The organism is Blastococcus sp. KM273129 (assembly GCF_021698995.1).
Lineage (GTDB): Bacteria > Actinomycetota > Actinomycetes > Mycobacteriales > Geodermatophilaceae > Blastococcus.
The window spans coordinates 15,210-29,182 of sequence record NZ_SSXB01000011.1 but is presented as its reverse complement, the minus strand read 5'-3'; the positions used below and the strand labels follow the sequence as shown (position 1 = coordinate 29,182).

General features: G+C 75.4%; 11 protein-coding genes. 7 read left to right on the top strand and 4 right to left on the bottom strand.

The features are described from left to right. Positions 1-164: 164 nt before the first annotated feature. Together E9565_RS05110 and E9565_RS05105 are read right to left on the bottom strand one after the other, a co-directional pair. Positions 165-1,223 (bottom strand): TrkA family potassium uptake protein, encoded by a 1,059-nt coding sequence (locus tag E9565_RS05110; protein ID WP_236826922.1) that lies wholly within the window; start codon positions 1,221-1,223, stop codon positions 165-167. Between the two features lie 74 nt (positions 1,224-1,297). Continuing rightward, complete coding sequence (locus E9565_RS05105) at positions 1,298-3,040, bottom strand: class I adenylate-forming enzyme family protein (RefSeq protein ID WP_236834254.1); 1,743 nt, start codon at positions 3,038-3,040, stop codon at positions 1,298-1,300. An 82-nt stretch (positions 3,041-3,122) separates the two neighbouring features. Between E9565_RS05105 and E9565_RS05100 the strand changes: the two genes are divergently transcribed. Both E9565_RS05100 and E9565_RS05095 read left to right on the top strand, forming a co-directional pair. Then, positions 3,123-3,974, top strand: coding sequence for a patatin-like phospholipase family protein (locus tag E9565_RS05100; RefSeq protein ID WP_236826920.1), 852 nt, complete (start codon positions 3,123-3,125; stop codon positions 3,972-3,974). 133 nt (positions 3,975-4,107) lie between these two features. Further along, positions 4,108-5,256: a glycerophosphodiester phosphodiesterase gene (locus E9565_RS05095; RefSeq protein ID WP_236834253.1), complete on the top strand. Its 1,149-nt coding sequence runs from the start codon at positions 4,108-4,110 to the stop codon at positions 5,254-5,256. 100 nt (positions 5,257-5,356) lie between these two features. Here the strand turns inward: E9565_RS05095 and E9565_RS05090 are convergent, their stop codons facing one another. Together E9565_RS05090 and E9565_RS05085 are read right to left on the bottom strand one after the other, a co-directional pair. Next, positions 5,357-6,931: a long-chain-fatty-acid--CoA ligase gene (locus E9565_RS05090; protein WP_236834252.1), complete on the bottom strand. Its 1,575-nt coding sequence runs from the start codon at positions 6,929-6,931 to the stop codon at positions 5,357-5,359. Between the two features lie 64 nt (positions 6,932-6,995). Then, positions 6,996-7,649, bottom strand: a complete 654-nt coding sequence (locus E9565_RS05085) for a TetR/AcrR family transcriptional regulator (RefSeq protein ID WP_236826917.1) — start codon at positions 7,647-7,649, stop codon at positions 6,996-6,998. A 103-nt stretch (positions 7,650-7,752) separates the two neighbouring features. Here E9565_RS05085 and E9565_RS05080 point away from each other — a divergent pair, with 103 nt between their 5' ends. The 5 genes from E9565_RS05080 to E9565_RS05060 all read left to right on the top strand — a co-directional run bounded on the left by E9565_RS05080 (position 7,753) and on the right by E9565_RS05060 (position 13,963). Continuing rightward, a complete protein-coding gene (locus E9565_RS05080) occupies positions 7,753-8,979 on the top strand; it encodes an acyl-CoA dehydrogenase family protein (RefSeq protein ID WP_236826916.1) in 1,227 nt (408 codons plus the stop codon). Further along, a complete protein-coding gene (locus tag E9565_RS05075) occupies positions 8,976-9,974 on the top strand; it encodes an acyl-CoA dehydrogenase family protein (protein WP_236834251.1) in 999 nt (332 codons plus the stop codon). Before E9565_RS05080 ends, E9565_RS05075 begins: the two co-directional genes overlap by 4 nt. Next, positions 9,971-10,870 carry an enoyl-CoA hydratase-related protein gene (locus E9565_RS05070; protein WP_236834250.1) on the top strand — a complete coding sequence of 300 codons (900 nt, stop codon included), beginning with the start codon at positions 9,971-9,973 and terminating at the stop codon, positions 10,868-10,870. The genes E9565_RS05075 and E9565_RS05070 overlap by 4 nt, the downstream gene beginning before the upstream one ends. A 97-nt stretch (positions 10,871-10,967) precedes the next feature. Continuing rightward, positions 10,968-12,608, top strand: coding sequence for an FAD-dependent oxidoreductase (locus E9565_RS05065; protein ID WP_236834249.1), 1,641 nt, complete (start codon positions 10,968-10,970; stop codon positions 12,606-12,608). Beyond that, entirely contained in the window at positions 12,605-13,963 is a 1,359-nt protein-coding gene (locus E9565_RS05060; RefSeq protein WP_236826912.1) for an ATP-binding protein, read from the top strand. The genes E9565_RS05065 and E9565_RS05060 overlap by 4 nt, the downstream gene beginning before the upstream one ends. The last annotated feature ends 10 nt before the right edge of the window (positions 13,964-13,973 follow it).

Here is a 13,973-nt window from a genome sequence, read left to right as displayed (position 1 = left end):
CGTGGCGAGCGGGGCCCGGAGGGTCCCCGAGGCACGGCCTGGGTTCCGCGCAGCGGGTCCTGACGACGGGGGGCCGGAGGCTTCTCAGAGGAAGGACGGGCAGGGCTCAGCGCAGCGGGGGACGGCACCTGGCCGCGGTCGTCGACCCGGAGGGTCGACACGTGTCACTGCGTGGGGAGCTGCATGCCCTTCCCGGGTTCGTGCGCCTTCACGACGACGAGGACGTCCTCGGGCTGCAGGGTGCCGATCAGCGGGTCGTCGAAGCGCAGCGTGCGCCCGCCGCGGGTCACCGACAGCACGATGTCGCGCAGCTGGCGCGGGCTCAGCCCCACCTCGTCGGCGGTCGCCGTCCGCTGGTGCAGGTCCAGGCCCTGGCCACCGGTGACGAGGTCCTCGACGACGGCGACCACGCGCGGGCTGTCGGTGGAGAGGCCCAGCAGCCGGCCGGAGGTCGCCGAGGTGGTGATGACGGTGTCCGCGCCGGACTGCCGCAGGAGGTTGGCGTTCTCCTCCTCGCGGACGCTGGTGGTGATCGGGACGCTCGGGTTGAGCTGGCGCACGGTGAGGGTGATCAGCACCGAGGCGTCGTCCCGGTTGGCCGCCACGATGACCGACCGGGCCCGCTCGACGGCGGCCCGGCGCAGCACCTCGGTGCGCCCGGCGTCGCCGACGATGCCGGTCAGCCCCATGGCGTTGGCCTCGTCGATGGCCCGGGGCTCGGGGTCGACGACGACGATCTTCTCCAGCGGGGTGCCGCTCGCCTGCAGGGAGCGGATGGCGCTGCGGCCCTTGGTGCCGTAGCCGCACACGATGACGTGCTGGCGCACGCGGGACCTCCAGCGGTGGATGCGGAACTCCTCGCGCGAGCGCGCGGTCAGCGCCTCGAGGGTCGTTCCGATGAGGACGATCAGGAACATGATCCGCAGCGGCGTGATCAGCAGGACGTTGGTCAGGCGGGCTCCGGGGGTCACCGGCGTGATGTCGCCGTAGCCGGTGGTGGAGAGGCTGACCGTCGCGTAGTAGGCGGCGTCGAGGATCGAGATCGGGCCGCCCTTGCTGTCCTCGTAGCCGTCGCGGTCCAGGTAGACGATCAGGATCACGATGAAGAGGACGATGGCCGCGATGACGACGCGGCGCCACACCTGGCGGACCGGGGACTGCTCGACGTGGGCGATGCGCACGCCGGTGTGCTCGGTCTCCAGCCCGTTCCGTTGCTCCTCCACGCCGCGGACGATAGTGAGCGGCGAGCACGGATGCGCGCCGCCGCACCCGTTCGGGGTGCGGCGGCGCCCACCCGTCAGCCGCCGACGGCCTCGCGCTCGCGGGCGGCGAGCTCCCGCTTGAGCACCTTGCCGGCCGCCGAGACCGGGATCGCGTCGATGAACCTCACGTCCCGCAGCCGCTTGTACGGGGTCACCTTGCCGTTGACGGCGGCCATGACCGACTCGGCGGTCAGCGCGGCGCCGTCCGCGTCGTCCTTGCGCACCACGTAGGCCACCGGCAGTTCGCCGGCCTCCTCGTCGGGCCGGCCGACGACCGCCGCCCCGGCGACGCCCGGGACGCCGAACAGGATCTCCTCGAGTTCCCGCGGGAACACGTTGTAGCCCTTGTAGAGCAGCATGTCCTTGGTGCGGTCGACGATCGAGAGGTAGCCGTCCTCGTCGAGGATGCCGACGTCGCCGGAGTGGAACCAGCCGTCGGCGTCGATCGACTCGGCGGTGGCCTCGGGGCGGTGCGCGTAGCCGCGCATCACCTGGGGGCCGCGGATGCAGACCTCGCCCCGCTCACCGGCCGGCAGGGGGTCGCCGCCGCCGAGCGGGCGGATGGTGACCTCGGTGTCGAAGATCGGCACGCCCACGGTGCCCGGCTTGCGGGTGCCCGAGCGGAAGGTGGGGTTGCCGGTGGCCATCATGGTCACCTCGGTCAGCCCGTAGCCCTCGCCGATCGTGGCGTTCGGCATGAGCGCCTGCATCTTCTGGATCAGCGAGACCGGGAGCGGAGCCGCGCCGCTGCTGATGCCGCGGACGTGCGACAGGTCGGCCTCGGCGAACCCGGGGACCTGCAGCAGCGCCACGAAGACCGGGGGCGCGCCGCCGATCGAGGTCACCTCGTACCTGACCATGTCCTCGACGTACTTGACCGGGTCGAACCGCATGTGGATGACGGTCATCGTGCCGCCCATGACCATGCCGTTGAGGTAGCCGATGGCCCCCATCGCGTGGAACCACGGCGTCAGGTTGATGATCCGGGCCTCGCCCAGCCGGGTCGGGCACTCGTCGGGGCCGAGCACCTGCTGCAGCGTCACGTCCCCCTCCTCGTCGAGGGCGGGGAGCGCGCCGGCGGTCCAGCAGCCGGACTGCAGGACGTTGGTCACGACCTGGCGGTGCGGCAGCTCCACGCCCTTGCTGACGCCGGTGGTGCCCCCGGTGTAGGCCAGGTGCGCGAGTTCGGTGGCGACGTCGAGGCCGGCGTCGAGGTGCCGGTCGGTCGGCTCGCCGGCCAGCAGGTCGGCGACGTCGACGTCGGTGGGCTCCAGGCCGTCGAGGCGGGCGGCGAAGTCGAGGGTGTGCGCCTCCCCGGTGACGACCACCGTCTCGACCCGGGTCTGCGCGATCGCGCCCCGGACGAAGGGCAGCACCTGGTCCCAGGTGATCAGCACCTTGGCGCCGGCGTCGTTCAGCTGGGCGGCGAGGTCGGCGGCCGGCAGCAGCGGGTTGGTGGGGGAGAAGGTGGCGCCGGCCAGCAGGATCCCGTAGTACAGCGGCGGGTACTGCCGGCAGTTCGGGATGTGGACGGCGACGACGTCGCCCCGACCGACGCCGTGGTCGGCCAGCCAGCCGGCCACCGCGTGCGCCCGGGCGCCCAGCTCGGTGAAGGTGAGCGGCACGTCGTGGTCGACGAACGCCGTCCGGTCGCCCCACCGGCGCACGGCGGCCCGGAGGATGGACCCCACCGGCACGCTCGGGTAGTCCAGGGACCGGGGCAACCCGGGCGGCCAGCTGGCCGTGGTGGGTGCCGGGGCGGACTGCACGGTGGTCATTCGTTTCCTCTCGTCGGGTGACCTGAGCCACAGGGTGGCCCAGCTCACAGGCTGTGTCGAGGGTTCTGTGAGGATGTGGCGCATGAGCGACCAGCGGACCGCCCTCGTGCTCGGCGGCGGGGGGATCACGGGCATCGCGTGGGAGATCGGGGTGCTCGCCGGCCTGGCCGAGGCCGGGGTGGACCTCACCGGGGCGGGTCTGGTCGTCGGCACCTCGGCCGGCTCGGTCGTCGGTGCGCAGCTCACCAGCGGCGCCCCGCTCGAGGAGATGTACGCCCGTCAACTCGAGCCCCCGACGCAGGAGCGGGTCGCGCGGATGACCCGCGGGAACCTCATCCGGTACGGCTGGGCGATGGTGGCCAGCCGCGGCCGCGACGTGGAGTTCCGCCGGCGGATCGGCACCCTCGCGGTCGCCGCCGAGCAGGCCGGGCTGACGCCGAGCGAGCAGGAGCGGCTCGAGGTGATCGGCTCGCGGCTGGTGTCCCGCGAGTGGCCGGAGCGGGAGTTCCTCGTCACCGCGGTGGACGCCGCCACGGGTGAGTTCCGCACCTTCGGCCGGGACTCCGGCGTCCCGATGGTGCACGCGGTCGCCGCCAGCTGCGCGGTCCCCGGCGTCTACCCGCCGGTCACCATCGACGGCCGCCGATACGTCGACGGCGGCATGCGCTCCGCCGCCAACGCCGACCTCGCCCAGGGGTACGACCGGCTGGTCGTGCTGGCGCCCATCCCGCGCGGGGTCGGGCCGCTGGCCAGCGTCGACGCCCAGGTCACCGGCATGGTGTCGCGCGTGGCCGTCGTCGCCCCCGACGAGGCGGCCCGCGCCGCGATCGGCCGCAACGTGCTCGACCCCGCCGCCCGGGCGCCCGCGGCGCGGGCCGGGCGCGCCCAGGCGGCCTCGGTGGTGGCGCGCGTCAGGGAGGCCTGGGCGGGCTGAGCGGGGGCACGGGTGCGCCACCAGGTCGTCACCGGGAGTTGTGCCGGGCGACGCGGCGCGGGCACCTGGCCTCGCTGGGATCAGGCCGCGGAGCCGCCGGCGAGGGTCGCCGTCCGAGCCCGCGGGAGTCCCGATGTCCCGAGCACGCCGCCTGCGTGCCACGGTCGCCGCCGTCGCGGTCGCCGTCCCCCTGTCCTTCGCCGTCCCGGCGGGCAGCACCGCCACCGCCGCCCCGCGGCCCCCGGCTCCCGAGCCCGGCGCGGCGCTCGCCGGCGACCTGCTCGTCGTGGGTCACCGGGGGGCCTCCGGCCATCGCCCGGAGCACACCCTCGCCTCCTACGAGCTCGCCGCGCGGATGGGGGCCGACTACATCGAGCCCGACGTCGTGAGCACCGCGGACGGCGTGCTCGTCGCCCGGCACGAGAACGAGATCTCCGGGACCACCGACGTCGCGAGCCGGCCGGAGTTCGCCGACCGCCGCACGACCAAGGTCATCGACGGCACGCCGTTCACCGGCTGGTTCACCGAGGACTTCACCCTCGCCGAGCTGCGCACCCTCCGGGCGGTCGAGCGGTTGCCCGAGGTCCGCGAGGAGAACACCCTCTACGACGGCCTCTACCAGGTGCCGACCCTCGACGAGGTGCTCGAGCTGCGGGCCCGCCTCTCCCAGGAGCTCCGCCGCGAGATCGGCGTCTACGTCGAGACCAAGCACCCCACCTACTTCGACGGCATCGGCCTCTCCCTCGAGGAGCCGCTGATGGCCGACCTGCAGGAGGCGCGGGTGCACAAGCACACCTCGCCGGTGTTCATCCAGTCCTTCGAGACGGCGAACCTGCGGGAGCTCGAGGAGAAGGGGGTGCGCGTGCCGCTGGTGCAGCTGCTGTCGGGCTCGGGGCAGCCCTACGACTTCACCGCCGCCGGTGACCCGCGCACCTACGCCGACCTCACCACCGCCGAGGGCCTGCAGGAGGTCGCGGAGTACGCCGAGGGCGTGGGCCCGGAGAAGAACCAGGTCATCCCGCGCGACGCCGACGGCACGCTGGGCACCCCGACCGCGCTGGTCGACGACGCCCACCGCGCCGGGCTGCTCGTGCACCCGTACACCTTCCGCAACGAGAACGTGTTCCTGCCGCCGGCGCTGCGGGAGGACGCCGCGGCCGACGACTACGGCCGGGCGATCGAGGAGCACCTCGCCTTCTGGGAGGCCGGCATCGACGGCATGTTCACCGACAACCCCGACACCGGCGTCGTCTCCCGCGACCTGTTCGACGCCGCCCCCTGACCGGTGGGCCTCTGCAGGGGGGGTCGTCACGTACTGGAACGGCCACCCTGCAGGGGCCTGCGCCGAGCCTGCGAGGCGCGGGGGGCAGGGTGGTCCTTTCTCAGACGACGGGGTCGGCGACCAGCGAGCCGGCCGAGTGCTCCTGCCGCAGCGTGGTCTTGAGCACCTTGCCGCTGGGGTTGCGGGGGAGCGCCCCGACCACCGAATACTCCCGCGGGTTCTTGTAGCGGGCCAGCCGCTCCCGGCAGAACGCGGCCAGCTCCTCCGCCGTCGGCGGGTCGGCCGCGTCGCGCGGGGCGACGACGGCCAGCGGCGCCTCGCCGTAGCGGGCGTCGGGCACGCCGATCAGGGCGACCTCGAGAACCTTCGGGTGGGCGGCGAGCACGTTCTCCACCTCGGCGCAGTAGATGTTCTCCCCGCCGGAGATGATCATGTCCTTCTTGCGGTCGACGACGTAGAAGTAGCCGTCCTCGTCCTGGCGCACCAGGTCACCGGAGTGGAACCAGCCACCGGCGAACGCCTCGGCGGTCGCCTCCGGCTTGCCCCAGTACTCCTTCATCACCATCGGGCTGCGGTAGACGATCTCGCCCACCTCGCCCTGCGGGACGTCCGCCATCGCGTCGTCGACGACCCGCACCTCGACGTTGAGCATCGGGGTGCCGACGGAGCCGATCTTCCGGACCGAGTCCTCCCCCCGCAGGAGGCAGGTGACCGGGCTGCACTCGGTCTGGCCGAACGCCGTCATGACCTCCGCCTGCGGGAACGTGTCGATGAGCGTGCGCAGCAGGGTCGTCGACGCCGGTGCCGCGCCCCACGAGATGCGGGTCAGGCACGAGAGGTCGCGGTCGGCGATGCCGGGCACGGCGACCACCGCGGCCCACATCGCCGGTACGAGGAACAGGCTGTTGATGCGCTCCCGCTCGACCAGGTCCAGCAGGGCCACCGGGTCGAACCCGCCGGACGGCGTGATCACGTTGGTGCCACCGACGAGCAGCGGTGGCAGCCCGCCGGCCAGGCCGGCGATGTGGAACATCGGGGCGCCGGGTGCGGCGACCCGCTCGGTCGCGAGGTCGACGCCCAGCGTCACCAGCTGGCTGAAGACGTGCATCAGCAGGTTCCGGTGGGTCAGCACCGCGCCCTTGGGCCGGCCGGTCGTGCCGGAGGTGTACATGATGAAGGCCGCCTCGTCCTCGTCGACGACGACGTCGAGCGGCGCGGTCCCCTCCGCCGCCAGCGCCTCCTCGTACTCCGGGCCGATCACCAGCGTCGTCCGGACCGACGGCGCCTGCTCCGCGGCCGCGGCGCCGACCCCGGCCAGGGCGGCGTCCACGACGAGCGCCACCGCGCCGGAGTCGCTGAGGACGTAGGCGACCTCGTCGGCGACCAGGCGGAAGTTGACCGGGACGACGACCGCGCCCAGCCGGACGCCGGCGAGGTAGGCCTCCCACGTCTCCATGCCGTTCAGGGCGAGGACGGCGATCCGGTCGCCGGGTGCGACGCCGCGCTGCCGGAAGGCCCTCGCCAGGCGGGTGACCCGCTCGTCGAGCTCGCGGTAGCTGCGGCCGGCGCCCTCGAACCGGAGCGCGGGCACGTCCGGGCTCGTGCGGGCGTGCCGGGCGAGCTGGTCGCTCATCGTCATGCCGCGGCCCATGAGCTGGGGGACCGGAACGCTCACGGGGGCTCCTCGACGCTCGGCACGGCGGTGACCTGCGTCATGCTGGCGTTCCGGGGAGGGCGGGTCAACCGTGGGCGTCGAGGTCGAGCAGCCGGGCGGCGAGCCGCTTCCAGAGCGCCAGGTGCGGGTCGGTGGCGGCCGGCCGGTCCTCGAACGCGTAGACCAGCGCGACGCCGCGCATGCTGGTGAACAGCAGCTCGCAGAGGTCGGCGTAGGTGGGGGCGCCGGCGATCTCCGGGCCCCAGATGCCGTCGGCCACCGCTGCGATCGCCGCCCGCAGCCGGCGCTCCTCGCCGCGCAGCGCCGCCCGCAGCTCGGGGTCGGTGCGGGCCGCCGTCCAGAGCTCCATCGCCGCCCAGAACGGGGGCTCGTGGAACGTCGCCCACATCAGGTCGACGGCCCGCTCGACGCGTTCGCGCCCGGTGGGCTCGTCCCGCATCAGCGCCGCGGCCCGGCGCCGCACCTCGTCCAGCTGGGTCGTGGACAGGTGCGCGGCGGCGGCCACCAGCAGCTCCGCGCGGGAGGGGAAGTGGTGCAGCAGCCGGCCGCGGGAGACCCCGGCCCGGGCCTGGACGGCGAGCGTGGAGGCGCCGGCGAACCCCTCCTCGACCAGGCAGGCGACGGCCGCGTCGAGGATCAGCAGGCGGCTGTCCGCGGTCCGCTCCGACCGCGAGCGGGGCCCGGGAGCGGCGCCGTCGGCGACGGGCTCGGCGCTCATCCGCGGAACAGTAGGCCGGGCCGGCGGTCGCGAACAGTCATCGTTGACCGTTCCGGGTGACGCCTGTCACGCTGCGGCCGACCCCCGCCCACCGACGAGAGGCGTGCCCGTGGACTTCGACGACAGCCCCGACGAGGCGGCCTACCGGGCGCGGGTCCGCGCGCTGCTCGAGGAGCACGCCGGCGAGCTGCTGCACCTCGCACCGGGCCAGGAGGGCGTCGACGCGCGCACGCACGAGGCCGAGATGCGCCGCACCCAGCGGGTGCTCGCCGAGGCGGGCCTGGTCGGCGTCACCTGGCCCCGCGAGTACGGCGGGCAGGGCGGCACGCTGGTGCAGCAGGCGATCGTCGGGCAGGAGCTCGCCCGCGCCCGGGTGCCGGCACTGATCAACCACATCGGCATCGGCATGTGCGGGCCCACCGTCATCACCCACGGCAGCCAGGCCCAGCGCGACCGCTATCTCGCCCGCCTGCTGCGCGCCGACGACGTCTGGTGCCAGCTGTTCAGCGAGCCCGCCTCCGGCTCGGACCTCGCCGCGCTGCGCACCACCGCCGTCCGCGACGGCGACGACTGGGTGGTCAACGGGCAGAAGGTGTGGACGACGCTGGCGCACGTCTCCGACCACGGCATCCTGCTCACCCGCACCGACCCGGGGAAGCCCAAGCACGCCGGGCTGACCATGTTCGTCGTCGACATGCACGCCCCCGGCGTGACCGTGCGGCCGCTGCGGCAGATGGGCGGGCAGGCCGACTTCAACGAGGTGTTCTTCGACGACGTCCGCATCCCCGACGAGGAGCGGCTGGGCGAGCCCGGTGAGGGCTGGCGGGTCGCGCTGACCACGCTGATGAACGAGCGGGTGGCCATCGGCGGGGCCGGCGGCGCCATCGGGGCCCCGGTCGAGGAGTTCGCCGAGCACGCGCGCGAGCGGCTGCCGCGGCTGGCACCCGAGCGGCAGGTGCTGGCCCGCCAGGCGGTCGGCCGGGCGGTGGTCGCCGCGCTCGCCGCCCGATACACCGGCTACCGGCGGCTGACCGTGCTCAGCCAGGGCGGCATCCCCGGGCCGGAGGCCAGCGCCGGAAAGCTCGCCGGCACCGAGGCCGGCCTGCTCATGGCCGACGCCGGGGTGCGGCTGCTCGGCGACGACGCCGTCTACGCCGCGACGGCCGACGGCGACGACCGCTGGCAGCGCACCCAGTCGTGGCTCCCGGGCATCAGCATCGCCGGCGGCACCGACCAGGTGCTCCGCAACATCCTCGGCGAGCGGGTGCTGGGCCTGCCGCCGGAGCCGCGCAACGACAAGACCGCTCCTTTCTCGGGAGGGACGCGATGAACTTCGACCTCGACGCCGACCAGCGCGACATCGCCGACGGCGCCCGCGACTTCTACCGCGGCAACGCCTCGCCGGCCGCGGCGCGCGCGGGGCTGGAGGGCGGCCGGCTCGAGCCCGGCCGCAAGGCGCTGGCCGACATCGGCTTCCTGGGCATCACGGTGCCCGAGTCCGCCGGTGGCTCGGGCCGCCCGCTGCTGGACCTCGCCGTCGTCGCCGAGCAGGGCGGCGCGGTGCTGGCGGCGCCCTCGCTGGTGACCGCCGCGCGGGCCGCGGTCCTGCTCGCCGACGTCCCCGACCTGGCCGCGCAGATGGCCGACGGGTCGACGGCGTTCGCCGTGCTCGACGGCGCCGTCGACGCCTCCGCCCCCTCGGTGGACGCCGCCGACGCGACCCTCTTCCTGGGCCTGGACGGCGGGGACCTGGTCGTCGGCGAGGGCGAGGTCGTGCCCGGCCGGCCGATGGACGCCACCCGCGGGCTGGCGTCGGTGCGGCTGACCTCCCGCCGGGTGCTGGCCGCCGGCGCCGGCGAGCTGTGGACCCGGGCCCGGCAGGCGGGCGCGGTCGTCATGGCCGCGGAGGACCTGGGCGGCGCCGAGCGGTGCGTGCAGCTGGGCGTGGCCTACGCGCAGGAGCGGGAGGCCTTCGGCCGCCGCATCGGCTCCTACCAGGCGATCAAGCACATGCTGGTCGACGCGTGGGTCGGCGTGGAGCAGCTGCGCTCGCTGGTCTGGTGGGCGGCGTGGGCGGCCGACAGCAACCCGGCCGAGCTGCCGCTGGCGGCGTCGGCGGCCAAGGCGTGCGCGGCGGCGACCTTCGAGCGGGCGGCGAGCACTCTCATCCAGGTGCACGGCGGCATCGGCTTCACCTGGGAGCACGACGCGCACCTGTACTGGCGGCGGGCCAAGGTCGACCGGCTGCTGCTCGGCGACGAGGCCGAGCACCTCGACGCCGTCGCGCGGCTGGCCGTCACCGGGGCCCTGGGCGCCGGGCGGTGACCGGCGAGCTGACCGAGCTGCGGTACGAGGTGGCCGACGGCATCGCGACCGTCACGCTGCACCGGCCCGACCGGCTCAACGCGTTTACCCTGACGATGGCCGACGAGCTCACCCACGTGGCCGCGGCCGCCGACGCCGACGACGACGTCCGGGTCGTGGTCGTGACCGGGGCCGGCCGGGCGTTCTGCGCCGGCGCCGACCTCGCCGGCGGGCCCGACACCTTCGGCGACCGGCGCACCCGGGTGCGCCCGCCCGGCCCGCTGAGCGAGGAGATCGGCGGCTTCCCGCGGGACGCCGGGGGAGTGGCCTCGCTGCCGTTCGCCGCGCTGCGCAAGCCGGTGATCGCCGCGGTCAACGGCGCCGCCGTGGGCATCGGCGCCACGATGATCCTGCCGATGGACGTCCGGATCGCCGGGAAGTCGGCCCGGTTCGGGTACGTGTTCGGCCGGGTCGGGATCGTGCCGGAGGCGGCGTCCTCGTGGTTCCTGCCGCGGGTGGTCGGCATCAGCCAGGCCATGGAGTGGGTGGCCACCGGCCGGGTCTTCGACGCCGCCGAGGCGCTGCGCGGCCGGCTGGTCTCCCGCGTGGTGCCCGACGACGAGCTGCTGCCGACGGCCTACGCGCTGGCCCGGGAGATCGCCGACAACACCAGCGCGGTCGCCGTCGGTGCCGCCCGGCAGCTGCTGTGGTCGATGCTGGGTGCGACCTCGCCGTGGGACGCGCACCGTGCGGAGTCCCGGGCGCTGGTCGAGCTGGGGGACGGGCCCGACCCGGCCGAGGGGGTGGCCGCCTTCCTCGAGAAGCGGCCACCGCGCTTCCCGGCGCGGCTGCCGGAGGGGGAGGTCGCCGGGGTCCCGCGCTGGCCGCTGCCCCCGGACGACGTCCGCCCCGGCTGACCCCCGTCCCCGGTCGCGGCGGCCCGCGCGCGGAGAGTGGTTGTCGGCCGGGGCCGGGGCGGGGCAGGCTGGCCCCGTCGCCGACGAGGGGACGCCGATGGGCACACCGATCCTCCTGGCCGTGGACGACGACGTGCCGGTGCTCGCCGCGGTCGAGCGCGACCTGCGCAGCCGCTACCAGCCGCACTACGCGGTGATGACGGCGTCGTCCGGACCGCAGGCGCTGGACCTGCTGCGCCGGCTGAGGTTGCGGGACGACGCCGTGGCGCTGCTGCTGGTGGACCAGCGGATGCCCGAGATGCCCGGGACCGAGCTGCTCGCCGCGAGCCGCCGGCTCTACCCGGACGCGCGCCGGGTCCTGCTCACCGCCTACGCCGACACCGACGCGGCGATCCGCGCCATCAACGACGCCGACGTCCACCACTACCTGCTCAAGCCCTGGGACCCGCCCGAGGAACGGCTCTACCCCTTCCTCGACGACCTGCTGCAGACCTGGCGCCGGCCGCCGCCGGTGGCGAACCTCCGGCTCCTCGGCGACCGCTGGTCACCGGCCAGCCACGCGCTGCGGGCGTTCCTGACCCGCAACCTGGTGCCGTACCGCTGGCTGGACGTGCAGGGCGACCCCCAGGCGCGGGAGCTCCTGGAGCTCGCCGGGCTGGACGGGGGTGCGCTGCCCGCCGTGGTGCTGGACGACGGCGAGGTGCTGGTCCAGCCGGAGCTGCCGCGGCTCGCCTCGCGGATCGGCCTGCGGTCGAGGGCCGAGCGCGCCGCCTACGACCTCGTGGTCGTGGGCGCCGGCCCCGCCGGGCTCGCGGCCGGCGTGTACGGCGCCTCGGAGGGCATGTCGACGCTGGTCACCGAGTGCAACGCCCCCGGTGGCCAGGCCGGCACGACCAGCCGGATCGAGAACTACCTCGGCTTCCCGGTCGGCCTCTCGGGGGCGGACCTGACGCTGCGTGCACGGGAGCAGGCCGTCCGGCTCGGGGCGGAGCTCCTCGTACCCGCCGAGGTCACGGGCCTGCGGCGGGCCGACCCCTACACCGTCGTGCGGCTGGCCGACGGCACGGAGATCAGCGCCTCCGCGCTCGTGGTGGCCACCGGCGTGGAGTACCGGACCCTGGACGTGCCGGGGGCGGCCGGCCTGGCGGGCGCCGGGCTGTACTACGGGGCGGGGCGGCCGGAGGCGCTCGACCACGCGGGCGGCCGGGTGTTCGTCGTGGGCGCGGGCAACTCGGCGGGGCAGGCGGCGGTGTTCCTGTCCCAGTTCGCCGCGTCGGTGACGCTGCTGGTGCGGGGGAGCAGCCTCGGCGCCACGATGTCGGCCTACCTCGTGGACCGGATCGCGGCGCTGGACCGCGTGACGGTCGAGCACGGCACCGAGGTCGCCGGCGTGCTCGGCGGGCGCCGGGTCGAGGGCCTGCGGCTGCGCACCGGCAGCGAGGAGCGCGAGGTGGCGGCCGACGCCCTGTTCGTGTTCATCGGCCAGGCGCCCCGCACCGCCTGGCTCGACGGCGTCGTCCGCCGCGACGAGCGCGGCTTCGTGCTCACCGGCACCGACCTCGGGACCCCTCCGCCGGACTGGCCGCTGGCCGTCCCCCCGCTCCCGCTGGAGACCGCCGTGCCCGGGGTGTTCGCCGCCGGGGACGTCCGGCACGGCTCCATGAAGCGGATCGCGTCCGCCGTGGGCGAGGGGGCGATGTCCGTGCGGTTCGCGCACGAGCACCTGGCACGGGCGTGACGGCCCCGGTGGGGAGCTCCGCCCCGGCCGCCGACGTCGTCGCCGCGCTGCGCCGGTCGGCCCTGTTCGGCCTGCTGCCCGAGCGGGAGGTCACCGAGCTCGCGGCGACGACGGAGCGGTGGGAGCTCCCGCCCGGCGGCGTGCTGGTGGAGGAGGGGTCCCCGCCCGACGCCCTGTTCGTCGTCCTGGAAGGGGAGCTCGAGGTCACCCGGGAGACCGGTGGGGGCCCGGTGCTGCTCAACCTGTGCGGGCCCGGTGAGGTGATCGGCGAGCTCGGCATCGCGCACGGCCGGCCCCGGTCGGCGACCGTCCGCGCCCGCACGCCGGTCGTGGTGGAGCGCCTCGGCGCCGAGGCGCTCGACCGGCTGCTGGCCCACCCCGGGTCCGCGCGGGCGCTGCTGACGGCGACCTCCCGGCGGCTGGACCACGAGCACGGGCTGCTGCGCCACCACGAACGCATGGCCGCCCTGGGGGCCCTGGCCGCGGGTCTGCTGCACGAGCTGAACAACCCCGCCGCCGCGGTGCAGCGGGGGGCCGCGCGGCTGCGCGCGCTGCTCGCCGACGCCGGTGCCGGCAACCCGCTGGCCCCCCTGGCCGGTGCGGTCGCCGTCCCGGAGGACCCGCTGGACCGCGCGGACGCCGAGCAGGAGGTCTCCGCCCGGCTCGCCGGGGCCGGGCTGGCCGACGGCTGGGCCGATGCCGCGGACCTGGTGCGGCTGGGCGTCGACCCCGGGGCCCTGGGGGCAGCGCTCGCCGGGCTGCCCCCCGAGCAGCGCGGACCCGCCGTGCACGACCTGGCCCGCTCGGGGCAGGTCGCCGCGCTGCTCGACGAGATCTCCACCGGCGCCGAGTACCTGTCCCGGATCGTGTCGGGGGTGCGCCCGCTGGCCTACGCCGCCGACCAGTCGCTCACCGACGTCGACGTGCACGCCGGCCTGGACCAGGCCCTGGTGCTGCTCCGGCACAAGGTCCCGCCCGGCGTGCGCGTCGTCCGCGACCTGGACCCGGCCCCCCAGCACGTCCTGGGGTGGCCGGCCGACCTGGCCATGGTGTGGACCAACCTGCTGGACAACGCCCTGGCCGCCGTGGGGGACCGGGGAGAGGTCACCGTCCGCACCCGGGGGGAGCCCGACCGCGTCGTGGTCGACATCGAGGACACCGGCGGGCCGGTGCCGCCGGAGGTGCTCGCGCGGGCGTTCGACGCCTTCTACACGACCAAGCCGATCGGCCAGGGGACCGGGCTGGGCCTGGCGACCTCGCTGGCCGTGGTGCAGCAGCGGCACGGCGGCGAGCTCGGCCTCACCTCGGAGGGCGGGATCACCCGGGCGCGCGTGGTCCTGCCGCGCCGGCGCTAGCGACCGGCGC